We start from the raw sequence: 25,750 nt of genomic DNA, 5'->3' as shown, positions 1-25,750 counted from the left end.
ATTTCGAAAATTTCCGGAGGGGCGTGCGCCGGGAGCCGCGTGCAGATAAATCGCGCCCTATTCACAGGCTTCCACAATGCTCCCGCGCGAGTCCCTACATTATAGCGATCGAATAAACGTCAGCCCTGTGAGTCTTCGCCTTTGCTCCGTATCTTTAGCGCCTCGATACGAGCTGCCAACGCCTCGACGTCAGTCCCCTCGTTGCCCTTCGTTTCCACTTCGACCTTGTCCGTAAGCATTCCGTTAATCTGCAGTACTAACTTCGCGGCGGCTGCGTTACCTTCACGGATCGCCCACTCCGCCATAGACTCGACTACTTCCGGAAGCTTCGCGCTGTTATTGCGCACAATAGCTCGCTTAAGTTCCGCATCGAACGTTTTATCCTTGCGCCAATTACCGAGCGTATTAAAATGTACTCCGCATATCTCCGCGATCTCTTCGTAAGTCTTTCCGCCTTTATTCGGAATCGACAGCCACTCGATCGCGATGTACTGTTCCGCAGTCAGTGTCTTCGCCACCTTAACGCCCCCTCTCCGTATAATTGCGCGTGTCCTACGCCCGAGCAAAGCGCAGGAGTTGCGTCTATTTCGGTTCTTCCGCTAACTCATACGTCTCGATCGCGTAACAACGACCGAACCACATCCGCCACGTACACGCATACCACTTTCCGCCTTCTCCGTAGGTTGTGCGATACATAAACGGAAACAACTGCTTCACGTACCATAGCGCTTTATTCAACGTTATCCCTCCGTTTAATCAACGTTAATCAATACGCGAACCGGTCCGTAATCATCGATAATAACACCGTCGTTTCCCGCGATTAAGACGTTATCTTCCGGACCAAATACGAGTTCCCTTACGCCAGTCCTGCGTGCTAGTTCCGTGTGTAATTCCGCGGTAGAAACGCGAGATAAGTCCTGCGCTTCATCTTCGAATGATAGCGAGTGCGGTACGATCCCCTTCGGAATAACCGTTCCCTTTACCGTCTTCATATACGTAATCCCTCCGCTCACTTTGCGTTCGCTTATCGCGTATAAAATGACTACATGAGATACTTCTGTGAGTGGGCTTCATGATTCTTACTTGCAAAGGTTTGTGCAGGGCATTGCCTCGGCCTGCCGGCCTTGCAACCGTCGCCTATCGGCTCCGGGACTATTTCTATCCGCGAATAGAATTTATAACAACATCTGACGCGAATAAGATAATAGTTACACAAGGCCTGATCTTGGCCGCGGTGTCGGGCGCAAGCCCGTATCTTCCCCGCAATACAAGACTAAGAAATAATTTCGCCCTCAAAAGCGAATAAACCCGCGTGGCTCTAAGGTGCAAGCCCCGTTTTTGCTGTCCGGAAATTTACCGATAAGAGGGCGCTTTTGTCCGGAAATTTACCGATAAGGAATTACGCTGCCCTCTTCGCGAAGTTATTGCGGATAGAAAACATCTCACGCAATGTCGCGTCCGGCACGCCGCTTTTGCGGTAGAATACGAACGGATTGATCTTGTAATAGCGCGAGGTCCCGTAAATAACCTCGGCGAATACGTATTGGTCGCCAAAACGTAGGCTGCGCAACTTCGTATATACGGATTTCTCCGTCAATCCCGTAACAGACGCGATCCCTTCTTTCGTAAGCGGCAGCGTGCTCTCTACGTTGCGCTCGTACGGATTCGCACATATCGTATTCGTTTCGAGGTGGATGTACGGAAGCAGCTTGTACACGAAGCCTAAGTCGCGCGCCTTCACCTCGGAGTATAGCGCCTTAACCTTCGCAACAAACGTCTTTACCACCGCGGTATTATTAGTCGTACCCTGGAAATGGTAACGCGGATTAAGCCGGTATTTATCGTCGTCTTCGTAAATAATGCCGGCTGCCGTCATCTCCGCAAGGAACTCGTACAGCGTGGATTTACTTATTTGAAGCGTCCGCATCATGTCATCGCGGCTCATTGCGGTTTTGTCTGGATTCTCCAGGATTGCATCGTAATTGACGAAGCATTGCAAATATAAAAGGTACCCGCAATGTTTATCGGATACCTTTTCGATGACCTCGTCGATATTATTCATATTTGTAACCGTGAACTCCGCGCCTCGTCCGGCCTGTTCACGCTCTTTGATTCGTGCATATTCTTCGCGTTGTCTTGCGGTTGTAACCCGGTCGCCATCCGATAGTATCGCGGCTCGTTCGTGGATCTCGCCGGTCTCTGCGTCAACTAATCGTCTGATATCCGCCATTACTCACCGCTCACCTCCCGTAGATGCGCTTCGATTGCGCTAAATAGTTCCGGCGTATTATCTACCGCAAACAGCCGCGTATAGTCCGTTGTCCGGTCAGTCTTTGGCGCTAGGACCGCCGTGTCACTGTCTGCGCAAATGACTACGTGCGCGATCCCGTCCCAATGCGCAATGTCGCCTTTGTTGAACGTGCGATTTGCACCGGACTCCGTCTCTAACTCGCGCAACGCCTGCGTCGCCTTCTTCGCCTCGCGCTGGATCGCTTTAAGGCCGCGGATTGCTTCCGCGATATCTACGTCTACTTTTACGTTCAATTCGCGCAGTTTTTGCGCCATTTATAACGCCTCCTATTTGGTTGTTCCGGAAGGCCGACGGAGTTTACCCGCCTGTGCGTCAATCTTCCGTGGGCTTCATAACCCGTAGGCACATAATCGCGCAAAATGCACCCTACTCTAGTAAAATAGTCGCAAAATATGGTAAAATTTCGGTATAACACGCGAAAGGAGCCGTCGAAATGGCGCAACTTAAACGGAGTCAGGGCCGGAGTAGCCGATTTATGCGCCCGTTAACGTCCGATATCCACTTTTATACTGCGCAAATGGACCGGTCGCCGGTCGTCGTTTTTGCCGCAGGAGAACTCGTTGGTAGCGGTAGGATCGCGGAGATTACGGAGAATAGCGTGAAGATCGGGGACGAGCGATATCTTCGCGCGGTGTGTACGTTTAAATACGCGGCGTAACGCAAAAAGACCGCCAGATTAACGGTCTCTATACGATAAATCTCTCGAATACCGGACTCCGCAGCATCCCCGCGCGAGTCCAGTTTCGCATTTTCACACGTACTTGAATCCGCGGCTCCACGTAAACAAAGTCGCGATCTTCCCCGGTAATCAACGACTTATTTACGCCATAAAACGCCTTCTTTTCCGTTGGCCCCACGCCAAGTTCGATAATTCCGGCCGGACGCAATTTGCCGCGCTCATCCATAATTCCCACGAGCCACCCAAACTCAGCCTTCTTATACCCCGTAATATAAACGTCAGCATGCGCCCAGTTAATTACCTTGCGCCAGTTATCGGATCGGCGGCCTGTTTCATATACGCTGTCCGATCGTTTGCCGACAATGCCCTCCATTCCGCGCGCCTGAATCTGCGCAAATAACGCATCGCCCGCGCCTTCAACATGTGGTACGACGCTGATATTTGCGTTCGGCATCGGAATCCCTGCGAGGATCTCTTTGCGCTTCATTAGCGGCAATTTCCGCAGGTCCTCGCCGTTATATTGCAGCACGTCAAATACCGCGAAATAGGCCGGCAATGAAGCGGATAAGCGTGCAATCTTATCGGATCGTCGCGCCTGGAACCGGGACATTATCGCTTCAAAATCCGAAACGCCGGTCATTGGGTCTACGCATGCAATTTCGCCGTCTAATATGATGTCATGCGTAAATAGTCCTCCAGCGACTTCGGGGTATTGGCGCGTGCAGTCGTTATTATGGCGCGTATAAAGACGGACGTTGCCGGACTCTTGAGAAAAGATTAACCGGTGGCCGTCGATTTTTGGTTCGTATATGAAACGCGGATCGCTAAACGGACCCGGCGCAGTTGCGAGCAACATCGGATCAATAAACATAAAAACACCTCTATACCGATTATAGCGCGAGGCTATGCGATAGAGAGGCGGTAAGTGTTGGTAGCGGAATAATATGTCTCTTGAATAAGAACGTTTGTTCGTGTTAAACTATCCGCAGAGGTGATTACGGATGGAAACGAACACGCGCAAGAGCCGACCGCAAGTTGACGGACAGCTCGCGGATCAAATATCGCGATTCCTCGTCGAAACGCACCGCGCCAAACAGCCGGTCAACTTACGCATGATCGACGATTTCGAGGACATACGCGTAATCGGGGTGATCGAGCGGTTGGATACGCAGGGCCAACGATTTTTGGTCGACGGCGAATGGTTTAATGCTGCGGACATACTCGAAATGGGATTCGCGCGATGAACAAAGTCGCCGGCATTATCACGATGAAAGAACGCCGCATGCTTCGCGATTACATACTCCTCCCCTATATAGAAACGATGATAAAGCGCAGCATGGCGAATATCGAAAATTCAACGGACGTTTTGAGGCGCCTGTATCTAGCGGCGGCCCTCCGGATTCTTTCTGACGTTAGCCGCGATAAGGTCCGACTCAAGCGCGAATTAAAGAGCCGCAAGATTCAGATTACAGAAGAGATATCCTCAGAGTTAGTTCAGTATTACGACATCGTCTGCCGCGGATATACGGAGCGGTTCGGCTTGACGCGCGATGTAATGCGGTCCGAAATTAGCCTGCGCCTAACGCAATATGTCGCCCAAGTCAACGCGCTACTAAACGAAGAAAAAGCGCCGTCATCGCAAATAAACGGCGCTTCTCGTTATTTTTGAACAGATATCGCGTACTCAGCGTCAGTGTTAATGACGTTTATGCGTTGTTGTAAACGGACTACGTAAGCCGCAAAATCAACAGACGAACTTGGCGCGTCTAATTTAAACGAGTTGATCACGTTCCGTATGGTATCGCGCTGTTCTGGCGTGAGCTCATCTATGATCAAGACTACGCGGATATTTGTTCGAAAAGCTTGCTCGAGTAGGTGGTTCAGGTGGAGCGAAATCTGCTGCTCACGAATACCCGGGTAAAGCATGCGAATCCAACCCGATACTTTTTCGGTGACATCATCATTTGAATACACATAATCAATTACTTTCTGTGTCCAAGCTCGTACAGTCTGGTCGCGAATGGCCCCATCAGTTACGACACTAAACGTCGATGCAAACCGCATGAGTTGCGGAATTATATGTCCATTTAGGTAGTTGAATTTATCAACTGACTTACTCCGTGTCTCTCCATAACATTCATACTCAATGAGGTTAATCTGAAAAGGACACGAATCGCCTTTATCAAAACGAACCAATAAGGCGTCCGGTATACCCGACACCCCAGATACTCTCTCGTTTTTCGTAGAGGTAATCCCAGCCGTCTTAAACATGCGATTGTCGGATATAAGCAAGGTTCTGTTCTCAGGAAAATCATCAAAAAGCTCGTAAAAGTTCTCATTCACTAACGTCTCAAGCCCCGAAACAGCATGCTGCTCACTTCGGAATTTAATTGTCAAAAAAGTTCCCATGATGTTTAGCTTTGATTCAGATAAATCTTCGGCAATCTCGGCGTGATCACCTAACTCGATATCTTCGTCTGAGTCAACTTCTTCGAAATCGAAGATAAAATGCCTAGTTGTTTCGAATATATAGGGCTTATCCAGTTTAACTTCTGAGAAACAACGGTCGAGCACATCTAATGCGTTCGGATCGTTGATAGCCTTGGCTCCCTGCAGGTACTTCAAATTCCAATGCTGCCCACCAACACTTGATAAGATATTTATTTCAAATGGCTTGCAAAATTCAAGATTTTCAAGAGTAAACGCTTGAGGGTATGAATCTGCATCCTGCCAAGGACGTTTATCCGTAATCTCAGATAAAACCGCTCTTGCACCACAGTACGCTTTTTTCTCTGGCTTTACAACGAAATAAATAGTGTCCCCCGACGTAGGTCCTCTACGGGCGAAACCGGCAACTTTTTCGTTGATGCAAAGATAGTAATTCTCGATCGATTTTCCACAGTGTAAAATACGTACGCTCAAATCTACCATTCCTTTTAAGTCATGTTGCGTACATACTTCGACAAGCTACTAACAATTCCTCTAAAGAAAAGAAGAGTGCCAGTAACCCGGCACTCTGTTTCATTAGGCGGCGTCCCTGGCACTCTGTGTAGAAAGCCTGCGGCACGCAATACCCGCATACTCCGCGTCTAGCTCGAAGGCCATATAGTTACGGCCGGTTTCAAGACACGCCTGCGGAAGCGACCCCGTTCCTGCAAATCCGTCGAAAACAACGGCATCCGGATCGCTCGAATTTGTTACTAATGTTTTCAGCAACTCGACCGGCTTCTCCGTCGGATGCGTAAGCCTTGCCGCCGGGACCTTAGCGCAGTCTATAACGTCGGGCAGACGCTTTTCACGTAGAAGTGAACGCCCTTTGTGCCCAAATAGGATTAGCTCGTGCTTCGGACCGTAGGAGCCTTTCAGGTCCCCGGTTCCATGAACATTTTTATTCCAGACAATCAGATTCTTAAGTTTGAAGTGTTTCTCAAACTCAATCTTAAAGAAGTCGATGTGGTGCCAACTGCAAAACATGTAAATCGCGGTATCGTCCTTCAATATCCTATAACATTCCGCAATGTAGTCAGCAATCAGACCGTGGGCATCAACATCGTTCTCGAGGTGGCGAAACTTTTCCGTTGCGGTACGTCGGTTACTTCGGTAGTTCATCAAGTACGGAGGGTCCGTAACAATTAGATCAACGCTCTTGTCCGGAATCCTACGCATCCCTACGATACAATCCTCGTTATAAATCCGATTCAGTTCGATTGTCATTATGCCGCCATCTCCTTTTCATAAGTGTCTTCCGCTACGATTTCTTCGCGGCCAATCAGCGCCGACCACTTCGCGCCGATCCCGGCGGATTGCGTAAACGACGCACTCGCTCCATCAATAATCGGGCCCGGCGAAGTATCCCGGCGATATTTCGCATTCCTGGCGCGATTCTTACGTCTGGCTGCTCGGTCAATGAAGCGCTCCTCACGCGCAGTCCGATGACGACGCTCGGGCTTCGCTTGATTTGCGCCGGCCAAGTCGTAAGTTTCCGCCAAGCTTAGCGAGTATTCGTGGTCGTGGCGCCGGTCTAGCTGCGATTCGGAGAGGAACGGATAATCTTCGTCTTGCACCTTGTTACGCCGCTTGTCCGTCAATTCCTCGCGCAAGATATAGTCGGAAAGGCGCGCCAATTCCGTAGCATCCGGCGCAATCCCTACGCTATCAACGTACGCCTCGGTTAGCGCATGGACGGCCGCCATCCTTTCGCCGCGATCCGTAATTTCTTCCGCAATCAGATCCGTCACCGCATCGTGAAATTCCGCTTTGTAATCGAATACTACGTTTACTCCGCTCATATTACGCCGCCTCTCTTTCGTTGTCTCCCGCGCCTGTATATTCGACCGTGACCTCTCCGTATTCCCAACGCCTGTACACCGCCGCCAGCTTCTCCGCAGCCTCAGCGTACATTCGCGCAACGACTTGCCGGGCGATCCCCATGACGCGCGCTGCTTCGGCCTGCGTTAAGTCGAATCCGGAAATCAGCGCAACGGCTTCCGTCTGGCGCTCCGTCAGGCCGGCGTTATAAATTGCGCTGTTTAGATCGAGCAGGATGTCGCTGGCCGCGCGGTCGCCGCGGAATCTTGCGGAGGAAATGCGGTGCCGGTCGCGGAGTAGCGATTTAACGCCAGCCGCCGAATCTAGCGCGTACTTAACGGAGTATGTGCGCTCCTTTTTATCAACTTCGATTTTTACGTGTCCGATGGTGATCCGCCCCTTTTTCACGTATTGATGCGCTATATTTTCGTACAGTGCATCATTGCTAAACGACTCTTAGTTTCATTTGGGAATGTAGTCGATAAATCCCCCAAAATCCTCATGAAACCATTTGGCTCCGCACCGTTCAAACGCAAAGTCCTTTATGTCTATATTGCCTTCTTCATCAAAAGCCCCTTCTATTTCGTCATCGGTAATACCAATCGCTTTTAATTTCTGCTGATTTCCAAAGGTATTTTCAACAACTGCATGATATAAGGTTGAACCATCAGCGTCATAATCCACAATCTCGATACTGTTCAAAATTCCTAACTTCTCTTTAATTGTCACTAAAATCACTCCTTCACTATTTGTGGCTACTGCGTTATTCAACCGCCCCATCCGAGCCAATCACGCCGCGCCGACGGATGAACCACGTTTCCGTAAACGCCCGCTCACAATCGCTATGGACGCGTTCGTGCTCGTGTGTTTCCGTTATTTCGTCGCCGGCGTAAATTTCTCGCCCGCACCACGTACACTCCGTAACATGCGTCGGCTCATCACGCGGTCCCGGCGGTTCGAAACGGTACTCCGGAGTTCCATCGTTAATCGTGCGGCCACCTCCAATTCCGCATCTATTCCAACGCGTGATCGTGCGATTTCTGCGTATTCCGGCTCTTTCGATAATCCGTAAGATGGATCGCAAACTACGCTATCGAAAAAGTTGTCCGGATATTGGCGCAAAACCTCCGCACTGTCTCCGCAAATAACCGTGTTGATTTCCGTCAAAAAATCGCCTCCATTTCGTTTGATTTACGTTAGATGATTCGCTATAATCAATTCAAAATAATGAGTTAGGACGTGATGTGCATTGGCAATCGAGGTATTTACAAACGAGCCCATACGCGGTACTGAAATGACCCTCGTTACTGACAGTTTCGGGCGTCTACGCATGTCCTCCCTACTGGTCTCTTTGCTTCATTTAAAAGACGAGAGTGCGTCATTTTATTTAGGTTACGACAAAGAGAGAAGATCAATAGCTCTCGGCCCTGTCGGCGACGTATTTCCGAAGAACGCCCGACCGGTCACGTTTGACGCGAAAAGACACTACGCAAGTGCCAGAAGCTTCTTCACTGCGTTCGGTCTCCCGTTTGAGTGCGCAAAATTCGCGTACAAAGGTACCGACAACGGCTGGCTCATGTTCGAACGCATGAATTAAGCCGCCTCCAATTCCGGAGTCAGACCGTCGGAAGCTCCGGACGGAAGTCTGCCCGTCTCTTCCGTCCCCTTTCCGCCCGACCTAACTCGCAGCAATTCCACATCGCCCATATCACCGAACTCACGCGCTACCCATTCGCGGGCTTCCGGATTCTCGCGTTGCTCGCCCTCAGACGGCAGCCATCCGAAATGACTTCCGCAAATATAGTTCAATTTCGCGAGTAGCCGCTCGTCCTTGAACCATACGTGGATTGTACCTTTTGCGAACATTTTGAAGCGGAGCCACTCGTTTTCGAATTCTTGCGAAGATAACGCTGTAAACTCTCCGCTTACGTTCGGATCAATAAGTTGAAACGCCTTTACGATATCGTTAATCCATTGACGCACATCGTGGTTTATCCGGCTGTAGTCTTCTTTAAAGTCCCACGAATCGAAGTGTGAGTATTTGATCGGGATTACGATTTTCTTGTTGATTTTGTACGAACTGTTTGTTTTCCACCCGTTGTAGTAGTGGACATTGCCAGAATAGCTCGTCATATGCCGATCAGTTATCTTTTGAAATATCGCGACAATGCTGTCCGTCAATATTTCCCTCTGATTCGCGACGAGCGCCATCAAAAGCATCCGTATGTTTACCAGATTGATTTCCATGTTGCCCGCTGCTTCAATCTGGCGGTTTAGCTTCTTAATCGCCTCGTTCGTAAGTACCTTCCTAAACTCGTCCGTATCAAGTATCAATTCCCAATATCCGCGCCGTAGTCGGTCCAACTCCTCGCTCAAGTCGTTAGCGGAAAATTCCTTATTGTACGGAGTTATCATCGATAATGGCGACACTCGCTCCCGCCTATTAACTTGCGCAATGTATCCGAATAACGAACTCTTCGCACGTATTGCCTTGTACGTATCTTTCGCAAGCCGGCACGCCGTTTCGTACTCAAGGACTAGCCGCTCAATATCATTCATTTTCGCGCGTAATTCGGACGGCTTTACGTATGTCGAAAGTGCCGCGCCAACTTCCTCGTCCGCTTCCTTCCGGCGTGAAGCGCTAAAGAACGGGATTGAGTCGTATATCGACTTGCCGGCGCCTGCCTTTTCAACTTTGGCATGGATTAGCGCGACTTCTACGTCGGTCTTCCGTTCGGCTTGCGAAAAAGCTCCGCTAACATACCGGATTTCCGCGCCGTATTCGCTCAACTTCCGCAATAACTCCTGTCTTTTCGCGGAAAATGCGTTATCTATCGTTTCTTTGTTGAGAATCGCGAATATCTCACATTGAGATAGTTGCTTTTCCGCTAATTCCAGCGCTTTTAGGACGTGATCTACGCCGTTTGAGAATGGCGGATTCATGACGATGAAGTCGTATTCCTTGAATGTCTCGTACGTCAGAAAATCATCCCAAACAACGGAAATCCCCTCGCCCATCAACGCGCTTACGAGCCGTGGATCATTCTCAATCGCGTCTATCTTAAGCTCAGACCGGAACTTTTCTCGTATGTGGCGGATCATATCGCCTCTACCTGCGGACGGCTCCAGGATGCGTCCGCTAATTCGGTTTCCGTCGAGTAGTTTTACGAATAACTCGCGCGGCGTCGGGTAAAAGTCCTTATTATCCGTAAATATCAAGGTTAAGCCGCCTCCCGTTCGCTGGAACCCGCGCATGGCCGTTGCGCAAGAACTGCGTTAAGTTGCTCCGCCAGCGCGACGCCGATCCTATAAGCGACGCGCGATGCGACGCCGTTGCCGACGAAACGATATTGTGCGGAAAGCGATATGTCCGCTGGGAGTACGTACCAGTCCGGAACCGATTGGATTCGTAGGCACTCGCGGACGGTGAAGCGTCGTGGTCGTATATTACTGCCGCCGGGATGTACTCCCTCGTTTCGAGCACGCCCTCCGATTGTAGCCATCGGCAAATCCCATACTGCTTGTCTATTAGCCTTTTCATATGTCCATTCTGGATTCACATTTTCGAAAAGAAAAGCCTCCGGCTGCCCGCTTTCGATTGCTTCTAGGTACTCCCATACAAGTTTCCCACGCTCGCCTTCCTCACCTTCTCCTAACCCTGCAACGCTATAATCCTGACAAGGCGGACCACCAGCATACACATTAGCGCGGGGGAGCTTCACTTTGACTTCTGGATTCGTAATATCACCGCAAATAACATGATCACCGAGATTATGCGCGTAAGCCTTTGCAGCGTTCTTATCGAAATCGTTCGCGAATATCAAGTTAAAGCCGGCCGCCTTGAGTCCGACCCCCATCAAACCACCACCGCAAAACAGTTCAGCAACCGTTAGGCCGTTCGAAGGTAATTGCGAAGTAACGTTATAGTTACGTATTTGTACCATCTCCTTTCGTTCCGGATAAAAGCAGTTAGCACCGCCCGGGACGCCGTGGTTCCCGCTGACAACCGTCTTTGCGGGCGCGTCCAATTTAGATGCCGAATGCCCCAAGTATTCGCGCGTAGGAACGCCGCCGATGTGATTTTCCGTATCTTCTACGCTCCCTTCTTTACCGCTCGGATCAACAAGTCCGTTCGGTGCACCTTTCGCCCATTGCGCCAACACCGCCGGACTTGGCGCATCCATCTTTGCGACCGGATGTTTACGGATGTACTCCGAGTAGCCGCCGTTGGCCATTTTCTGCGCTACTGCAGCGCTAAGTGGTTTCAGATCGTGGTTCGCAACCATCCGCACCCTCCTCCGCCTGTTTCGCTCTATGCTTCTCACCCGGCGTCCGGCTGTCATAGGCCGCGCCCTTCATCTCGTCGAGCCGCCCGTAATAGTAACCGGCTTCGAACCCTTTCCGCCATTCATCGTAAATGTTCACGCAGCTTCACCGCCCGCGACGCGCAGCGACTCCATAATCTCGTCAATCTGCGCATACAACTCCGGTAACCCTGCGCCATTCATGACCGTAAAGTCCGCCGCGTATCCGTCGAGCGCTGTTTCGGTGCCGTGCGTCAGGTCGCGCAGATTGAACGTATCGCCCGATTCGATTGCGCGGTGGATGCGGAGGGATTCCGGTGCCTCGACGCGAATAAGGACGTAGCCCCGCGCCGATAACACTTCGGCTTCGTTTAACTGGCGGACGTCGGTTATGACGGCCCGGAACTGCGGAGTGCTACTCCATAATCCGCGGTTAGCGAAAGCAACTTTAACGCTTAATTCATGGTGCGAAGCAGCTTCGAGACATTTCCGCACCCATACGTCCGGATCGCGCTCGCGTACCGTCTGGCCGAACCATTGGTAGAGTTCGCGTGGCTTCGAGCCCTCCGCAGGCTCTCCGAACAATTCGTGGGCGTAGCGCTTGAGTTCGTCGCCGAACGCAAAGCGTGTGTAACCGTATTTCTCCGCGAGATAGGCGGCGACAACGTCCTTACCTGCACGGAGCTTGCCGATTAGTCCGATGTTGGGTAACGGCATTGGTTGCGACAACTTACGTACCATAGGCGCGCCCATACACCGCTTGTGTCCGGAGTACCAAACGCCCATATGCTGAAACGAATACACCGACGTTACGGCTTCACCGCAATAGTCGCAATTACTCATTTCCTCGCCTTCCTTTCCGGAGCCATCCGCTCCCACATGAAATCACGAAACAGTTCGCACAATTTCTTCGCGGCGAGCCACCGCTCCAACACGAACGCGTAAAGACGCACCAATCCGAACACGGCCAGCGCAAAGGCCGCCAACACCGCAAGTCCTGCGAACGCGATGCCGATCCACGTGAATACTGCGATCATTCTGCGCCCACCTCCGAAATTAAAATTGCGGTCATCTTGCGGTATTCAGGCGCAGGATGCCAAACGCTGTCCGCGTTCTGCCCACTAAGTCGGCGAATCTTGCGCCCGTTCGTCCAAACGTTGATTACGTCGACTTTCGCGTCATGAGGCAGCGCGTTAAGCTGCGCAATAACTTCGGTAACTGGGCGCTTCATTAGGCCGCCACTCCTTTCGCGGAGGAAGAAGCGGAGAGTTCCGCCCCTTCCCGCGTATCGTCGATGATACTGACGTCTTCTTCGAACGCCCAAGTATTTCCGTCTCTCCGTCCGTCATGTCTGTGCGCGTAGAGTAGACCGCCATCTTCTGCGTCAAGGCTTACGCAGACACCGGTTGTCCCCGGAAGGTACGCTCCTGAGCCCGTAGCCTTTACGATATCGCCAACGCGAACCTCCATCGGAGCCGGCACGCTCAAATATTCCGCAGGAACTTCGAGTCCGAGCGCACGCCGTAACGCAATGGCCCGTCCAATATGCGCGTTGAATACGTCGTTCGGTGCGCAGATGGAGCGTCCGCGCAACCATACGCCCGACTCGTCGCTACGAATAAGCGCCACGACCGTTCTCTTTTCGCGATTTACGTGGAACTCAACGAAGTCTATCGGCATATAACTCTCACCGCCGCCTTCAACGTACGGCCAAAATCCGATACGTCCGCATGAGTTTTCAATCGGTACCAGCGGAGTTTCCGACAGCGCCTTAACGTCAGCCTTCGCCCGTTCAACGAGTTCGTCGCGGATTTGTTGCGGCGTCTTCGGCGACTTCTGCGGCGGAATAACGGTCAGCTTCGGCGTGTTGTACTGCTCTTTTTCCAACGCTGCTACTCGTGATTCGAGCGCCGAAATCTGCGCCTGCAGCGACGCGATATTTTCTGCAGCCTGTTCCGGAGCCGGACGCGTGGAGAGGGGCATCGGAGCGACGTCCTCCTCGCTCTTTACTGGTTCTAATACGCGGTAACCGATATCGCCGCCGACGTGCCATACGCCGCCGTTGTAGACATACGAGTTGCCCGAAAAATCTGCGCTAACCGCTCCGTCGTCATAGGCGTATCTTACACGCGCTACGTTACCAGCCTTATAAAATCGTCCACAATCACGCGGAACTAGCACACGATCGCCCACCGCAGCCTTCCGGTCGACTATGCGGAACCGGGCGCCGTCGATGCGGATAATTTCGGTCGGTTCCAGGACGACGTACTCACTGTCTCGAATATTCGGACGGCCGGTTACGCAGGCGCCTATCGCATCTTCCGGAAACGGGCGGTGGTCATACCGTCCAGATACGAGCAGCACTTCGCCCACTTCATACGGATTTTCTACGCCGTCCATGTTGAATCCGCGATCGAATCCGTTAAATTTAATCCGCTCACCGACGGCCGCCTTACGCTTAACCTCGCGATATTCCCGTAAAAGACCGCCGAGTGATTCGTCCGCCAATACCGTAATTTGCTCGTTCATTTAATCCGCTCCCTTTTCGTCAATTATCGTTACTTCCAATTCGCGCTTGCCGAACTTTAACGCATCGCTAATTTCCGGAATGTACACGTCGATCCGTTTGCCCTTGATTTTCCCGCCACGGTCGTAACAAGTCCGCTCGCCGACACCTTCGATTTCGACGCGCGTCCCAAACGGTAACTCACGCGGACATGCCGCAGTTATGCCGTCCTCTACGCGTGCGCCTGACGCAGTGATTCCGTGGCTCGGCGTATAATCGTCGCCGATTGAATACGCGGTGACGACGTAGGTTTCCGGTTCAGACGGAAGCTTGCCCGTTGCTTCCGTCATTCCACCGACCGCAAACGCCAGCGCCAGGATCACCGCGGATATTACGCCGATTGCTGCGCCTCTGCGAACGCATCTTCCACTTGTGCGATGAGTGCGGCTTTCGCTTCGGCTGGCGTGATTTTTACGACGTCACTCGCGCGCGCCCAATCGTCCTTATTGCCGAATACGGCGCGTAGTCTATACGGAACGTACGAATCGTCAACAACCGTTACCTGCGCGATATCTCCTGCGCTTAACTCCTCGTTGTATGTCCGACTAACCACACGCACATAATCATCAACGCCAATTACGAATAGCGCCTCAAGTTCCGCGAGTTCTTCACGTTTCTGCTCGATGAGTGCGCGGATTTCGGCCGGTGAGTGTGGTGCGGATTCGACGCGGCAGAATACCGAAAACTTCGACGGGTTGGCGACAAATAAGAAACAAGTACCAAGGCCTAATCCGCGCTCATCGTTAACGTCGTCAACAAATCCGACAATGCCATACCTAGAGATATTTGCGAGATAAAACGCCCCCTCTTCCGCGTCGCCAACCGCACTGTCGTCGCACCGTAAAATATCATCAAGCCGTGCCGGCCCCTCCGTCTGCACATACCGCACGCCGCCGTATTCAATCTCGCGGTCGCTCAGCGTCTTAACTCCGTCCAATTTCGCCATTACTCGAACACCTCCGTTAGTTTTTCATCGATATACGCGTCGATCACGTCAAATTGCAGATGCTGCGCCAGGACCGTTCTCTCCGCAAGGCCGACGCTGTGCCATCCGGTATCAATTATGCCGTTCAAGCGGTCCGGCCCGACCGTTGCGATGACGTAGCCGACAATGCGCCCGGCCAGCGCATCGGCCGCAAGCCTAGCGAATTCGGCCGCCATTTCGTTCGCGGCGCAAGGGAACGGGATGATTTCGGCCAGTTGCGGTTTTTCTTCGCTCAATTTGCGTCACCCCTTTCGCTTTTCAAAGTACTTACGGTAAGCCCACGCGCTGGCCCACGCTGTTCCGATATTGGACGCCGCGATGAGTGCGAACACGCAAAGGATTGCGAATAAGTATGGATGATGCGTGATAAAATGTGTCATTTAACGACCTCCACTCCGGTAATCCGAACGATTTTTCCGCCGATAAAACGCTGTCCCCGGCGCGCCGATTCGAGTCGCTCATACGTCCTAATCGATGGTGCCGTGCTTGAGCCGCCGCCCTTCGGGTATCCCGTAATGTTTCCGTCGGCATCTACGCAGGCAAGTACGAATAAATCCGCGATTTTCACTTGCGCCCCTCCTTCGTCAATTTAGCGACCACTCTCGCAAGCCAAATCGCAAGTCTCCCGAACCCCAGCGCAATCAGAAACTCGCGCCAGGCTTGCCGGAGTTCTTCCGCAGCTTCGGCGAATGTCTGCCGCTGCCTACTCTGCACCTTCCCGCTCCTCAATTACGTAAATTTGTCCGCGCTGCTCGACGATTTCGTATTTTGCCGCGTCGATAACGTAGCCCGGGCGGAGTGTGACTTCGTGCTGGACAGGTTCGCGAAGGTTAAAACACAGCGCCGCAATATTAACGGCAACTACCGCAAGGACTGCGAAGATAGCCACAAACCCGTAGGAATCGTCATTCACTGCCGCAATGACGAAGCAGAAAGTGAATACTGCGACGCCAAGTAGGAACATTCCGAGTAACACAAGCACGGGAGCCGAACCGCCGCCAAACGTATTCAATACGTCCATTAAGCCGCAATCCTTTCCGCACTCGCGCCGTAATCAACGTCGGTGTCGTCGATAACTTCGTATTGCTTGTCCGCAAGAAACCCACAGTCACCAACAAAGTTTGCAGCGTAATTGCCGAATTTCTCCCCGTCCAGTTCTGGTCGCATCCGCTCAATCGTTTTAATCCCGTAAGGCTCTCCGCTCAAGGTGTGCGCGTAGACTTTTGCACCCACACGCGGCTCGTCCGGTTTCGGCGCATTAACGTATTCGTCCGGGACCGAGAGGCCGAGCGCTCGCCGTAGGCTAATCGCCTTGCCGATTTCCGCGTGGAATACGTCGTCGGGCGCAGCCTTTGCGGTGGCTTTTGCGACGTTTCTTCGGTTTACTTTCCCGCCGAATCCCGTCGTGCTGACGAGTGCAGTTACAGCGCGCTTTTCACGGTTTACGTAAAACTCAGCGGTATAAAACGTGTGGTGGAGTGCTGTTCCTTCCGGGAGCCTTCCACAGATGTCGCGGCCGATTCGCAGCAACTCCGCAATGTCCGCCTTGGCCAATTCGATGACCTGCGAACGAGTCAGCGGTTTAGGCTCCGTAACTACATCCGCCACGGTTGGCGTCTCGATTTCGTCGAGATACTTCCGGACGGCTGCGGCGTTCTCTCGCATGAAAAGAGCAAACGCTTCGGGGAGATTTGCGGACCCCGACGTTTCTTGTGCGATAGGTTCGAGAACGACGTACTCATGTTGACTGGCGAAGAACAATCCGTCCGGGTTTCCTTCGCCTCTCTTTACTGGGAATAAAGCGTTCCCGTCCTTGTCCAGCTTAACGATCGTGAGTGTGTCTCCGTTCTTGTAGTGGCCGAATGAAAGTCCGGCGTTTACGATCTTAATGCGCTCCCCTACGTTGGCCTTACGTTTAACTTCGCGATATTGAATTGTCATATTGCGCTCCTCCTTCGTTTTGGTGGCGCGGTTCTTTGCGCCCTTATACTGACCTTGTTGCCGTTAGATCCCGTTTCGCACAGTTTTAGCGCAGATAATTTTCGCTTTTCGCAAGTCTCCGCCGGGCCTCCGCTAATTTCCGTTCATACTTAGCGAGTAGGCCGGCGTAAATCTCAACGCTATTTTCGAGGCTTGCGACTTCTACGCGCTGCATTACGATGAGATGAGCGCAGGTGTTTCCGTTGTCCGGCAGTAGGATCATGCGACCGCCTCCGCAATATCGTCGATTAAATTCTCGCGAATAAGATACGCCAGGCATACCGCGAGTGCATCGCTGTCATCGTAGCCGACGCGGAATTTATAGTCCGGACTTAACCGCAGCCATTTGCGCACGGCCTCCGCAACTTCCGTCTTTTCCGCCTTCCCGTTGCCGGTCACAAGCTTTTTGACCGTCGTCGGGGTCAGCGCCGGTTTCAGGTCCTCCGCGAGATATCCGTAACTAGCGAGCGCTCGGTCAGCCGCCGCCCACGCGCTGAATATCGTCTGCGTCGCGCGTTTGTTCCGGCCGGATGTAAAGTCTTCGCGAACAACGAGCTTAAACGGACGATGCTGGCGGACGAACTGCGCAACAAACGTCTCGACCGTATAATTCCGGACCGCATCCGTATCGTCAGTAGATGTGGCGACGGAATCCGCCGCGACCAAATACGGAATGCGGTTCCGTATGTCAATCGCGGCTATTCCAGGGCTTAACGAAAGATCAAGTCCGCAGATTCGGAATACGTCAGGCTGCGCTTTCAGCTTCGCCAGAATTACGCACCTCCTCGTACGTAGCCTCGAATATTTCCGGCTTACATGGGTAAATCTCTCCAGCAACGCCGCGAGTAATGTAATCTCCTGGGGAAACTTGCATATCGCCCTCCAAGGTTCGTATTTGCATAAACGTCCCTCTTTCTTCGGTATAAAACCAAACCGCGCCCGCTCTTATTTCGTCAATTATCCACTCCGGGTCCTCTGTTTGGTCTGCATCTCCAGTCCACCGAAAAGCGTCTATCACAGCGGGTTTCTTACGGTATTTCCCCATAATTACGCAGCCTCCTTCGTAAGTTCTCTTTCCGCGCGAATCCGGTATATGTCCGCAAGTGCCTCCGCCGGGCCACGTTTTTTCCATTCCGGCAAGCTTGACCGTTGCAGGGCGGTGACTTGGCGTTCGATTTCCGCAAGCTCGTCCGGCGATAAGGACAACGCGCAGACCTGTTTGAAGTCATTGAATGTCCACTTTCCCAGGTCGATTTTCGGAGGAATGCCGAGATTGGCCGCGTCAACTATTCCCGCAAAATGGTCGAGCACTTCCGCACGCATTTCGTTCGTGATGTGGAGGCCGAACGCAACAATGTCCGGGTATTTTTCAACATCCGCCTCAGTCATTTCCCACCCTTTTTTCGATGCGTTGACGTAAAGAATCACGTAATAGTCCACGTTATACATTAGCGAGTAACAAATGCATTGTTTAACATGGTCTAACTTCGGACCGTTACGCACCGAGTACCCGGATGTCGTGGAGTATGTCGTTTGTTTCGACTTGCATTCAAGTCCCACCCGTAGAACCTCACCAAGCGGTGAGCGGTACTCCATAATGCCGTCGCCGGTTCCAAATAGTATGAATTTTTGCCCGTTATGTTCGATGACCGAGTTTAATTTCGCGAACTCTTCGAACATAGGCTCGCCTCTTTCGTTCCGCGCGAAGGAAAACCGCGATTTGCTGCCCGTTACCTTTTCATAATGTTTCTCCATAAACAGGACATCGCGCTGTATCATATCGCCGAGCGCCGTACCGATCCTCCGCCAGCGTCCCTGATGCGGAGGCATTTTCGTCTTCTCCTTCTTGGCTCCGCGCATCTTCTCATATAATCCGCGCGCGTCAGAGTTCGCAGCCGATGGCGAAAAATAAGGCGCTTCTTTCGACGGCCACACCTTGCGCGACTTATCCGTTAAGATGTCCGCATACCATTTGTGTATTTGCGCGTCGAGTGCGTCGTCGTAAACCTCCGGAGCCGCGTGCCAGGCGTTGAGGTGATGCGTAAAGTCTTGCGCGATTTTATCTGCGATTTGTTGAGAGATATTAAGCCGCCTCCTTCGTAATTACCTTCCAACCGTATGCGGAACCTTTCTTCGTCTCCTCAAGCGTCAAGGTCCCGATATCCGTTCCGCTCAAATACGCGAACACGTCCGACATATAGAGCGAATAACGCTTGCCCTCCGCATCCTCAACGATAAGGCCGGCGCTCGACCGCGACGAGAACCAGTCAACAATCGTATACTCGCCGGAAACTTGACGTTTGTCGCGCTTAACGAATGGTTTACTTTTTCGGCATGTGAAGCACCACGGGCTGTCCGGCTTGGTATCGTCCCCGCACACCTGACACACACGAACGTTAATTTGTCCGGTCATATTTACGCAGCCTCCTTCGTTATTTTCCGTACAATCGCACCCGGCGGCACGTATTTAAGCGGACGCTCCTCGCTATCAATCACGACATTGCGGTAACTGATTCCGTTAATCTCCGCCTTTTCCCGGAGCTTCGCGTAGAGATGCAGCGTCGCCTCTACGTCGTTCATTGCGCGGTGATGCTGGCGCAAAACAATTCCGTACCGTGCGCAGCAGTCCGCGAGTCGTGCGCTTTCGTCCGGATCGACCAGGCGCGAGAGGGCGCGGGTACAGACGAATCCTCTCGATATTGCCGGAAAGTCAAGGAACGACAGGTCGAACGGAGCATTGTGCGCGATTATCGTTGTTCCGTACGCAAAGTGACGCAGAGAATTGTACGCGCGATAGAAGTTCGGAGCCCCGTGCGAGTCCTCCGCACGAATCCCGGTCAACTCCGTGATCATTTCCGGAATCTCTACACCGGGCGGCAGCGCAACGAACGTTTGAAAGCGCCCGATTTCGCGGTAAGCAAGGCCGGGCGTGTCCGTAATGATTTCCGCGCGGATTGCGGCAATTTCCGTAATGTGGTCGGTGGACGGATCAAGTCCGGTCGTTTCGATATCGATGACGGTTACGATTTCAGGCGTGATCATTCTGCGGCCCTCCCCGGGACGTATTTTGTAACGGTAACTTCGCGCGGAACGACTTCCCATATTTCGTACGCAAAGTCTCCGCCATCCTGCATTTCCGTAGCCGGACGCTCCCGGTCAATCGTGAAGTACGCGGTCTTTCCGTCAGTTTGCGTAACCTTGTACGTGGTTATCTCCCGTGTGGTCCAGCGTCCGCCTTCGCCGTACCGCGTTGCTACCTCGTCGACTTCGTAGCCTTCCGGGTTGTACGCGTCGAGAATATCGTCAATCTCACGCCAATCAGCGTCACCGACCGTTCTCGAATAGATTGACGTGTTCGCCTTCGCTTCCAATTCGCGCAGTTTCTCAATTACGTTGCTCATACTTCGCCAACTCCTTCGCTATTAATTCGTCAATCTCGCGGCCGGGTGCGCCGTAATACGCCCACTCGTAGGTGAGCGCAAAGGCGAACGCGTCCGGAGCGACTCCGTTATCAACGCAGCGCTTAACATATTTGCGCACGTCATCGGCGCGGGCGTTCGGTCCCCATCCGCAGATACAGCCGTGGTCGCCGTATTCGTCCGCAAGTGTGCGGATCTGGCGCCGGCACTCCGAACAAGTGTACGTTGCGGTTTTGCGTTCACCAGGCGTAAGCATCACGCCGCCTCTTTCGCGACACGATACGGAAGTACAATCGCGTCGATTTCGTTTTCCTCATCGCGCAGGACGATCGGAGTCGCCTCGCCCGTAATTCCGACAATGACGCGCTGACTGCCGGCGTCCTTAAATACGTTTAGCGCGTTTAGGAAAAGCTGCGCATTGAACGCGACCGCTGCGTCTTTTCCGAAAGTGTCCGCAGTAAGCATCGCAGCGAAAGATGCGTTATCCTCCGATAGATTGACCGTTAATTTAACTCCGCTGCCCTGCGCCACATCTAAACGCGTAATGTGCGATTTGTCTGCGGAGAGCTTCGCAGTTTCCAGCGCCACCTTTACGCGGGCGATTGCGTCTTTAATGCCGGAGAAAAACGCCGTATCAACGAGCGTAATCTGCGTCGGAAGTTCCTGCGGAACAATCCGCGAAGTGTCTGGAAATACTCCGTCGATGACTGCGCCAGTTTTCGCATGAGACGTAAATGCCTCCGTAAAGTTATGCGCGCCACCGATCCGGAGCAGCGTAACCCGGTCCGTACAAACGACGGAACCATCTGCGGCGTAATGAACGCCTTGTAATACCGGAGTTGCTTCGGACTTCGTCGTAAAGTTCTTCGCGTGCTTCGTAATCAATTCGAGTTTCTTCGCCTGTGTAATCGCCATTTATGCGGCCTCCTTCGTTTTCTGCGCGAACCATGCGTCCGGCGTAACGCCTTTACCCCACCGCGTCATAATCGCAATATCCGTTCCGTTCGCAACGCTTCCCCACGAATAGGACTGCGTCATGATCCGCTCGATGACTGCGATATCTTCACGCGTGAAGTCTTCGGGGATCTCGAAAACTAATTCGTCATGAATCGTTCCCCACAGCGCCCATCCTTCGCGCTTCTTACACTCTTCGTGCGCCTTAATCATCGTGACTTTCGTTTGGATTGCGGAACTACCTTGTACGCGAGCGTTCGTCCCCTGGCGCATGGCCCGGTTAATTTTCGCGTTGTGCTTGCGCGACTCTTCGTATTTCGGATCGTTCCACTTTCCGAACGGTATTTCTTTACGCTTGAGCTTACCGTCGGGAAGGCGCCGCTTACGTTGTTGCTTATCCGCCCAAACAAATCCGAACTTGACGACGTGCTCCTCGTTCGCTTTCAACCACGCGGACAGCTTCGGCATTCCGCTGAACAGCTCCGTCTTAAACGCGGTCGCTTCCGGCTTTTTAAGTCCGAGCATTTCCGCGAGTGAGAAGTCGCTCATTCCGTACAGAGTCGCAAGCCATACGACTTTCATCGCCTTGCGTTCCGGTGTGTCCTCGCCGTTCGGCAGCTTATTGACTTCGTGATACGGTCGCTTATAATACATGCTCGCCATGTTTGCGTACGGATCGATTCCCTTTTCGAAAGCTTCGATTAGAACCGGTTCGCCGGATAAGTACGCGGTACAACGGATTTCCTGCGCCTTAAAGTCCGCGGAAACCAGCACTTTACCTTCCGGAGCCAGGAACATCTTCCGCGCCTCTTCCGGCTGATTTTGAACGTTGAACTGGTTCGAATCCTCCGCGTCTTCGTCCTTACCGGAACTGAATCGGCCCGTAACGGTTCCCATCGGATTAAAGCGCGAATGCCACCGCTTGGTCGACGGATTCTGTTTCGTCGGAAGCGAGTCGATATACGTTCCGCTGAGCTTCGTAATCTTGCGGTATTCCAACAAATCCGCAATGACTTCGAACTCTTTCGCGAGAGGCTTGAGCGTCTTCTTCGCGTCCATGTTCGGGAGCTCGCGGCCAATCGCCTTAGACAACGCGACCTTCATCTGCGGCGTGGAGTTTAGGTTAAGTTCGCCGTCTCCCTCGTGATGTTTCGCCATGACTCCGATTAACTTGGCGTGAAGCACTTTCGCACGTTGCCTCAACTGCTCCCCGTACTCTTTCGCGAAGTCGAGGTCGAGAATATATCCGTTCGCCTCCATATCGACAATTACGTAGAGGAGTGGAATCTCAACCGTTCGGTAGTAGTCGAGTACGGTAGACATTGCGGTAAGGTGCGTAAACTGGAATTGATATAAGCGCCAGGTCAGATCCGTATCCTTTGCCGCATATGCCAGCGCAATGTCCAGCGGAATTTCGTTAAACGGTGTTTTGCCGAACAGCTCGGCGAACGTGTCCGACTCGACTCCGAGATATTTCGGCGCGAGGTCTTTCAAGCGGAACGACATTTCGTTTTCGTTAAGCATGTGCATCGCGATCATCGTATCCCACGTAACGCCGCGCAAATCGTAGCCGTGCCGCCTGAACATCGCGATATCGAACATGGCGTTATGGAGAATCTTGCCAATCCCCTCGTCGTAAAGAAATCCGCGCAATTCCTCAAGAACGTAGTCTCGCGAAAGCTGCTCGCCGCTATCGTGCGCAACCGGAATATATACGTGCATCCCTTTTTCGCGTAATGGCGGAATACTCACGGACGGCAACGTTAAGGAGATGCCGACAATCACATCGGTATAAACGTCAACGCCCGTTGTTTCCGTATCGACCGCAACTTCGGACTCTTGGCGAAGTCTTTCGTTGAGTCGCGCCAACAGACGCTCGGAATTAATGAGGAAGTAGTTCGCCGGCATATCCGCAACCATCTTGCGCAAGGTTTCCTCGCGGATAGACTCGCGCAAATCCGTATATATCCGCAGCGCCTCCGCTTTGCTGAACCGCTTGCCTACGCCGGACGGATGCCTGCCCGTCGCACCCGTCTCCATGGCGTATTTTACCGCGAGTAGCTTTTCGCGGTCGGCGTCGCTATTCTTCATCGCAAGTATGCGCGCCCAAGCGTCCTCCAACGTTTTCTCCGCAGCCTTCTTGCGCTTGGCTGCGTCCTTAACGCGTTCGGTTGTCGCTTCCCGGTCGGTGTCAGCGGTCGGCGAGCGTAAGTTGAGTGTTAATTTAACGTCCAAGATGCGTCACCTCTTTCGCGTATTAGGCTGCGGCCTTTTCTTCGCGATCAAAGCGCTGTTCGGCCGGGACGATGAGCTTCGCGTCCTTTACGTATACTGCGTAATAATATCCAGAAGGGATACGTAAGCCCATTAGTAACTCCCCGTCGAGTTGAATACGCGGCTCGTCCTCAACCTTCCCGTAAATCCAATCGCTACTACCTAGCGAGCGTTTAGCTTCTACGATATCCCCGCGCTTAAACTCGCCGACCTTCCGCCCGATTGCCGCCCATTTCTCAATCTCCGCGACTTCCTCGGCGCTGACCTTTTCGAGTTGGTCCGGTTTGGCGTATGCCGTCGGCTGTCCTCCGCCCGTAATCTGCACCTTTTCGGAAGTGTTGCCGGGCTTCGGATCACCTACGGTATAGATTCCGCCAGTTTCGTAATCGAACAAGCCAAGCGTGCCGCCTCCGCTAATCAACCGCACCTTATCGCCTTTCGCGAACTGGTTACGCGGATCGACGGCCGCTTCGTATTCTTCGCGAGTGACTTTGCGGAGGGCACTGGCGTCACAGTATCCGTGCTTCTCGCCTTTATCTACGCGTAGTGCGTACTTTCCGGGAATGTCCGCAATCTGGACGGTAACGAAATCACCGTTTTTGATTCCACGGTGGCGTACGAGGCTTTCCGGAGCATTAACCAGTTCCGCATAACCGCCGTCGGCAAAGTCCCCGTATTTGAGCGCCTCTTTAGCTTCGCGTTGGGCCGCGGCAACTTCGGCCTCCGTTGCGCACTCAACGTCCTTCTCGTCGAGCCAATTGCCGAGAGTGCCGTCTGCTTTTTCCGCTCTATACGGGTAATGGCGGTGATCATCAATCACAATTTTGACGAACGTTCCGACAGCGTAATTGTGACTGGCATTATCTGCGACAACCTTCGCGTAATCCCCGACGGTCAGACGCTTCGGCTTCGCGGGCTGCGCAGATTCTTCGATCGGTTCGAGGACGACGTATTCAGTTAACGCAATTACGCGCTCGCCCAACGAATCCACCCAAACGTACCCGTCCGACTCTCTGACTTTATCGACGGTAAATTCGTCTCCGACTTCGTACCGGTCCTCGATCGGCCACAATTCTACGATCTTAATCCGCTCGCCCGCGCTTGCCTTGCGCTTAACCTCGCGGTATTTTTGTGTCGATTCCGTAACCTTTTCGTAGACTTCGTATTCCACGTCTGCCCCGTCAAACTCGTCTCCGTCTTCGTCAATAAACTGCGGATCATCGCAACAATCCACGCGAGTTACCTCGTAGAACGCGCCGTCAATAACGTAATCACAATCGTCATTATCCGTAATCTTGAGCACGTCACCGACCGCGGCTTTCCGGTCAACCTTCCGGTATTTAACGCCTTCGATTTCGACTTCAACCGTTGGAACCGTTACGTTCAATTTCGCCATTTATACGTTCTCCTCTCGTTCGGGCCGCGCCATATACGCTGTCGCCCGCCTTGCTTCGTGCTCTTTTCCGTTAGGCCGCGAACTCAACCGGTCCGGCCGCAGTCTGCTCCGTGTACATTTCGCGTTGAATACTTAGGGGCAGCTCGATCCAGCGCTTTTCTGCGCTTGCCTCGGTCGCCCAGTACTCGGTCAATCCGGAGTTTTCGAATACCCATACGCGAGGAGCCTCATCACCTTTAGCGCCCAGTACGCCGATTAGATAGTCGACTTCGGGCTGCGTATAAGGTTCGCCGTTTCCTTTGCGTGAGTACACGACCATTTCATTGCGCCGGTCCGACCGGAGTTTAATCGTCTTAACCTGGAACGTTTTCCATTCGCGACTAACCGGGTCACACGCCACAATGTCGTATGATTCGCGAGTCTGCGGAACCGCAACGGTCCATCCAGCGCATACGAGCGCCGTTCGTGCGACTTGCTCCGATACTTGACCAACGATTTCAGTGATGTGCGCCAAATATATGCGCCTCTCTTTCGTGTGGGGATCGCCAGCCAGCGGCAACCTGCGCGCCGGCCG

At 52.7% G+C, this 25,750-nt stretch carries 43 protein-coding genes; 4 read left to right on the top strand and 39 right to left on the bottom strand.

Annotated features, from left to right (window positions below; translation table 11 throughout):
• Positions 1 to 119: 119 nt before the first annotated feature.
• The 5 genes from DFP94_RS02650 to DFP94_RS02635 form a co-directional block, all read right to left on the bottom strand.
• Positions 120 to 518, bottom strand: coding sequence for a phBC6A51 family helix-turn-helix protein (locus tag DFP94_RS02650; protein ID WP_114494881.1), 399 nt, complete (start codon positions 516 to 518; stop codon positions 120 to 122).
• Between the two features lie 64 nt (positions 519 to 582).
• Entirely contained in the window at positions 583 to 738 is a 156-nt protein-coding gene (locus DFP94_RS25365; protein WP_181873006.1) for a hypothetical protein, read from the bottom strand.
• Between the two features lie 14 nt (positions 739 to 752).
• Positions 753 to 992: a hypothetical protein gene (locus DFP94_RS02645; RefSeq protein WP_114494880.1), complete on the bottom strand. Its 240-nt coding sequence runs from the start codon at positions 990 to 992 to the stop codon at positions 753 to 755.
• 407 nt (positions 993 to 1,399) lie between these two features.
• Positions 1,400 to 2,230, bottom strand: a complete 831-nt coding sequence (locus tag DFP94_RS02640) for a hypothetical protein (protein ID WP_114494879.1) — start codon at positions 2,228 to 2,230, stop codon at positions 1,400 to 1,402.
• Positions 2,230 to 2,565: a hypothetical protein gene (locus DFP94_RS02635; protein ID WP_114494878.1), complete on the bottom strand. Its 336-nt coding sequence runs from the start codon at positions 2,563 to 2,565 to the stop codon at positions 2,230 to 2,232. The genes DFP94_RS02640 and DFP94_RS02635 overlap by 1 nt, the downstream gene beginning before the upstream one ends.
• 179 nt (positions 2,566 to 2,744) lie before the next feature.
• Between DFP94_RS02635 and DFP94_RS02630 the strand changes: the two genes are divergently transcribed.
• Entirely contained in the window at positions 2,745 to 2,969 is a 225-nt protein-coding gene (locus DFP94_RS02630; RefSeq protein WP_245954433.1) for a hypothetical protein, read from the top strand.
• 28 nt (positions 2,970 to 2,997) lie between these two features.
• Here DFP94_RS02630 and DFP94_RS02625 read toward each other — a convergent pair whose 3' ends face one another.
• Complete coding sequence (locus DFP94_RS02625; RefSeq protein WP_114494877.1) at positions 2,998 to 3,861, bottom strand: ATP-dependent DNA ligase; 864 nt, start codon at positions 3,859 to 3,861, stop codon at positions 2,998 to 3,000.
• 130 nt (positions 3,862 to 3,991) lie between these two features.
• Here DFP94_RS02625 and DFP94_RS02620 point away from each other — a divergent pair, with 130 nt between their 5' ends.
• On the top strand, positions 3,992 to 4,234 hold the full coding sequence (locus tag DFP94_RS02620) for a YolD-like family protein (protein WP_114494876.1): 243 nt from the start codon (positions 3,992 to 3,994) through the stop codon (positions 4,232 to 4,234).
• Positions 4,231 to 4,659 carry a YhjD family protein gene (locus DFP94_RS02615; protein WP_114494875.1) on the top strand — a complete coding sequence of 143 codons (429 nt, stop codon included), beginning with the start codon at positions 4,231 to 4,233 and terminating at the stop codon, positions 4,657 to 4,659. The genes DFP94_RS02620 and DFP94_RS02615 overlap by 4 nt, the downstream gene beginning before the upstream one ends.
• On the opposite strand, the gene DFP94_RS02610 is transcribed toward DFP94_RS02615, so the two are convergent.
• The 6 genes from DFP94_RS02610 to DFP94_RS02585 all read right to left on the bottom strand — a co-directional run bounded on the left by DFP94_RS02610 (position 4,650) and on the right by DFP94_RS02585 (position 8,465).
• Positions 4,650 to 5,912, bottom strand: coding sequence for a hypothetical protein (locus tag DFP94_RS02610; RefSeq protein WP_220270885.1), 1,263 nt, complete (start codon positions 5,910 to 5,912; stop codon positions 4,650 to 4,652). The genes DFP94_RS02615 and DFP94_RS02610 overlap by 10 nt on opposite strands.
• Before the next feature lie 102 nt (positions 5,913 to 6,014).
• Complete coding sequence (locus tag DFP94_RS02605; protein ID WP_114494873.1) at positions 6,015 to 6,704, bottom strand: DNA-methyltransferase; 690 nt, start codon at positions 6,702 to 6,704, stop codon at positions 6,015 to 6,017.
• A complete protein-coding gene (locus DFP94_RS02600) occupies positions 6,704 to 7,279 on the bottom strand; it encodes a hypothetical protein (protein WP_114494872.1) in 576 nt (191 codons plus the stop codon). Before DFP94_RS02600 ends, DFP94_RS02605 begins: the two co-directional genes overlap by 1 nt.
• Position 7,280: 1 nt before the next feature.
• Positions 7,281 to 7,706 carry a DUF134 domain-containing protein gene (locus DFP94_RS02595; RefSeq protein ID WP_245954432.1) on the bottom strand — a complete coding sequence of 142 codons (426 nt, stop codon included), beginning with the start codon at positions 7,704 to 7,706 and terminating at the stop codon, positions 7,281 to 7,283.
• Between the two features lie 54 nt (positions 7,707 to 7,760).
• A complete protein-coding gene (locus DFP94_RS02590; RefSeq protein ID WP_147273830.1) occupies positions 7,761 to 8,069 on the bottom strand; it encodes a hypothetical protein in 309 nt (102 codons plus the stop codon).
• A gap of 102 nt (positions 8,070 to 8,171) precedes the next feature.
• A complete protein-coding gene (locus DFP94_RS02585; protein WP_114494870.1) occupies positions 8,172 to 8,465 on the bottom strand; it encodes a site-specific DNA-methyltransferase in 294 nt (97 codons plus the stop codon).
• A 127-nt stretch (positions 8,466 to 8,592) separates the two neighbouring features.
• On the opposite strand from DFP94_RS02585, the gene DFP94_RS02580 reads away from it, so the two are divergent.
• Positions 8,593 to 8,895, top strand: coding sequence for a hypothetical protein (locus DFP94_RS02580; RefSeq protein WP_147273829.1), 303 nt, complete (start codon positions 8,593 to 8,595; stop codon positions 8,893 to 8,895).
• Here DFP94_RS02580 and DFP94_RS02575 read toward each other — a convergent pair.
• The 27 genes from DFP94_RS02575 to DFP94_RS02465 form a co-directional block, all read right to left on the bottom strand.
• On the bottom strand, positions 8,892 to 10,517 hold the full coding sequence (locus tag DFP94_RS02575) for a DUF4942 domain-containing protein (RefSeq protein ID WP_181873005.1): 1,626 nt from the start codon (positions 10,515 to 10,517) through the stop codon (positions 8,892 to 8,894). The two genes, DFP94_RS02580 and DFP94_RS02575, sit on opposite strands and share 4 nt — an antisense overlap.
• A gap of 2 nt (positions 10,518 to 10,519) precedes the next feature.
• Positions 10,520 to 11,584 carry a DNA cytosine methyltransferase gene (locus DFP94_RS02570; RefSeq protein WP_181873004.1) on the bottom strand — a complete coding sequence of 355 codons (1,065 nt, stop codon included), beginning with the start codon at positions 11,582 to 11,584 and terminating at the stop codon, positions 10,520 to 10,522.
• A complete protein-coding gene (locus DFP94_RS25360) occupies positions 11,553 to 11,723 on the bottom strand; it encodes a hypothetical protein (RefSeq protein ID WP_181873003.1) in 171 nt (56 codons plus the stop codon). Before DFP94_RS25360 ends, DFP94_RS02570 begins: the two co-directional genes overlap by 32 nt.
• Positions 11,720 to 12,319, bottom strand: a complete 600-nt coding sequence (locus DFP94_RS02565) for a nucleoside/nucleotide kinase family protein (protein WP_245954430.1) — start codon at positions 12,317 to 12,319, stop codon at positions 11,720 to 11,722. The genes DFP94_RS25360 and DFP94_RS02565 overlap by 4 nt, the downstream gene beginning before the upstream one ends.
• Positions 12,320 to 12,441: 122 nt before the next feature.
• The gene (locus tag DFP94_RS02560; RefSeq protein ID WP_114494865.1) at positions 12,442 to 12,639 is read right to left on the bottom strand and encodes a hypothetical protein; all 198 of its coding nucleotides are present in this window, start codon (positions 12,637 to 12,639) and stop codon (positions 12,442 to 12,444) included.
• Positions 12,636 to 12,833 carry a hypothetical protein gene (locus tag DFP94_RS02555; protein WP_114494864.1) on the bottom strand — a complete coding sequence of 66 codons (198 nt, stop codon included), beginning with the start codon at positions 12,831 to 12,833 and terminating at the stop codon, positions 12,636 to 12,638. The genes DFP94_RS02560 and DFP94_RS02555 overlap by 4 nt, the downstream gene beginning before the upstream one ends.
• The gene (locus DFP94_RS02550; protein ID WP_114494863.1) at positions 12,833 to 14,131 is read right to left on the bottom strand and encodes a hypothetical protein; all 1,299 of its coding nucleotides are present in this window, start codon (positions 14,129 to 14,131) and stop codon (positions 12,833 to 12,835) included. Before DFP94_RS02550 ends, DFP94_RS02555 begins: the two co-directional genes overlap by 1 nt.
• The gene (locus DFP94_RS02545; RefSeq protein WP_114494862.1) at positions 14,132 to 14,491 is read right to left on the bottom strand and encodes a 3D domain-containing protein; all 360 of its coding nucleotides are present in this window, start codon (positions 14,489 to 14,491) and stop codon (positions 14,132 to 14,134) included.
• 8 nt (positions 14,492 to 14,499) lie between these two features.
• On the bottom strand, positions 14,500 to 15,114 hold the full coding sequence (locus DFP94_RS02540; protein ID WP_114494861.1) for a hypothetical protein: 615 nt from the start codon (positions 15,112 to 15,114) through the stop codon (positions 14,500 to 14,502).
• The gene (locus DFP94_RS02535; protein WP_114494860.1) at positions 15,114 to 15,389 is read right to left on the bottom strand and encodes a hypothetical protein; all 276 of its coding nucleotides are present in this window, start codon (positions 15,387 to 15,389) and stop codon (positions 15,114 to 15,116) included. The genes DFP94_RS02540 and DFP94_RS02535 overlap by 1 nt, the downstream gene beginning before the upstream one ends.
• 6 nt (positions 15,390 to 15,395) lie before the next feature.
• Positions 15,396 to 15,533 carry a hypothetical protein gene (locus DFP94_RS25355; RefSeq protein WP_181873002.1) on the bottom strand — a complete coding sequence of 46 codons (138 nt, stop codon included), beginning with the start codon at positions 15,531 to 15,533 and terminating at the stop codon, positions 15,396 to 15,398.
• Positions 15,530 to 15,721 carry a hypothetical protein gene (locus DFP94_RS02530; protein WP_114494859.1) on the bottom strand — a complete coding sequence of 64 codons (192 nt, stop codon included), beginning with the start codon at positions 15,719 to 15,721 and terminating at the stop codon, positions 15,530 to 15,532. The genes DFP94_RS25355 and DFP94_RS02530 overlap by 4 nt, the downstream gene beginning before the upstream one ends.
• Complete coding sequence (locus DFP94_RS25350; RefSeq protein WP_181873001.1) at positions 15,718 to 15,867, bottom strand: hypothetical protein; 150 nt, start codon at positions 15,865 to 15,867, stop codon at positions 15,718 to 15,720. The genes DFP94_RS02530 and DFP94_RS25350 overlap by 4 nt, the downstream gene beginning before the upstream one ends.
• Entirely contained in the window at positions 15,857 to 16,174 is a 318-nt protein-coding gene (locus tag DFP94_RS02525; protein ID WP_114494858.1) for a hypothetical protein, read from the bottom strand. The genes DFP94_RS25350 and DFP94_RS02525 overlap by 11 nt, the downstream gene beginning before the upstream one ends.
• Positions 16,174 to 17,094, bottom strand: coding sequence for a hypothetical protein (locus DFP94_RS02520; protein ID WP_114494857.1), 921 nt, complete (start codon positions 17,092 to 17,094; stop codon positions 16,174 to 16,176). The genes DFP94_RS02525 and DFP94_RS02520 overlap by 1 nt, the downstream gene beginning before the upstream one ends.
• 85 nt (positions 17,095 to 17,179) lie before the next feature.
• A complete protein-coding gene (locus DFP94_RS25345; protein ID WP_181873000.1) occupies positions 17,180 to 17,356 on the bottom strand; it encodes a hypothetical protein in 177 nt (58 codons plus the stop codon).
• Positions 17,353 to 17,970 carry a crossover junction endodeoxyribonuclease RuvC gene (locus DFP94_RS02515; protein WP_181872999.1) on the bottom strand — a complete coding sequence of 206 codons (618 nt, stop codon included), beginning with the start codon at positions 17,968 to 17,970 and terminating at the stop codon, positions 17,353 to 17,355. The genes DFP94_RS25345 and DFP94_RS02515 overlap by 4 nt, the downstream gene beginning before the upstream one ends.
• Positions 17,879 to 18,178 (bottom strand): hypothetical protein, encoded by a 300-nt coding sequence (locus DFP94_RS02510; RefSeq protein WP_114495745.1) that lies wholly within the window; start codon positions 18,176 to 18,178, stop codon positions 17,879 to 17,881. The genes DFP94_RS02515 and DFP94_RS02510 overlap by 92 nt, the downstream gene beginning before the upstream one ends.
• 2 nt (positions 18,179 to 18,180) lie before the next feature.
• A complete protein-coding gene (locus tag DFP94_RS02505; protein WP_245954426.1) occupies positions 18,181 to 19,068 on the bottom strand; it encodes a hypothetical protein in 888 nt (295 codons plus the stop codon).
• Positions 19,069 to 19,216: 148 nt separating this feature from the next.
• The gene (locus tag DFP94_RS02500) at positions 19,217 to 19,546 is read right to left on the bottom strand and encodes a hypothetical protein (protein WP_114494854.1); all 330 of its coding nucleotides are present in this window, start codon (positions 19,544 to 19,546) and stop codon (positions 19,217 to 19,219) included.
• Between the two features lie 2 nt (positions 19,547 to 19,548).
• The gene (locus DFP94_RS02495) at positions 19,549 to 20,175 is read right to left on the bottom strand and encodes a 3'-5' exonuclease (RefSeq protein ID WP_114494853.1); all 627 of its coding nucleotides are present in this window, start codon (positions 20,173 to 20,175) and stop codon (positions 19,549 to 19,551) included.
• Positions 20,172 to 20,534 (bottom strand): hypothetical protein, encoded by a 363-nt coding sequence (locus DFP94_RS02490; protein WP_114494852.1) that lies wholly within the window; start codon positions 20,532 to 20,534, stop codon positions 20,172 to 20,174. The genes DFP94_RS02495 and DFP94_RS02490 overlap by 4 nt, the downstream gene beginning before the upstream one ends.
• Entirely contained in the window at positions 20,518 to 20,808 is a 291-nt protein-coding gene (locus DFP94_RS02485) for a hypothetical protein (protein WP_114494851.1), read from the bottom strand. The genes DFP94_RS02490 and DFP94_RS02485 overlap by 17 nt, the downstream gene beginning before the upstream one ends.
• On the bottom strand, positions 20,808 to 21,467 hold the full coding sequence (locus tag DFP94_RS02480) for a beta clamp domain-containing protein (protein WP_114494850.1): 660 nt from the start codon (positions 21,465 to 21,467) through the stop codon (positions 20,808 to 20,810). The genes DFP94_RS02485 and DFP94_RS02480 overlap by 1 nt, the downstream gene beginning before the upstream one ends.
• The gene (locus tag DFP94_RS02475; protein WP_114494849.1) at positions 21,468 to 23,741 is read right to left on the bottom strand and encodes a DNA polymerase; all 2,274 of its coding nucleotides are present in this window, start codon (positions 23,739 to 23,741) and stop codon (positions 21,468 to 21,470) included.
• A 22-nt stretch (positions 23,742 to 23,763) separates the two neighbouring features.
• Positions 23,764 to 25,176 carry a hypothetical protein gene (locus DFP94_RS02470; protein WP_114494848.1) on the bottom strand — a complete coding sequence of 471 codons (1,413 nt, stop codon included), beginning with the start codon at positions 25,174 to 25,176 and terminating at the stop codon, positions 23,764 to 23,766.
• 70 nt (positions 25,177 to 25,246) lie between these two features.
• The gene (locus DFP94_RS02465; RefSeq protein ID WP_114494847.1) at positions 25,247 to 25,690 is read right to left on the bottom strand and encodes a PDDEXK-like family protein; all 444 of its coding nucleotides are present in this window, start codon (positions 25,688 to 25,690) and stop codon (positions 25,247 to 25,249) included.
• Positions 25,691 to 25,750 lie beyond the last annotated feature (60 nt).

The organism is Fontibacillus phaseoli (genome assembly GCF_003337355.1).
Classification (GTDB): domain Bacteria; phylum Bacillota; class Bacilli; order Paenibacillales; family Paenibacillaceae; genus Fontibacillus; species Fontibacillus phaseoli.
This window is presented reverse-complemented; position numbering and strand designations above follow the sequence as displayed.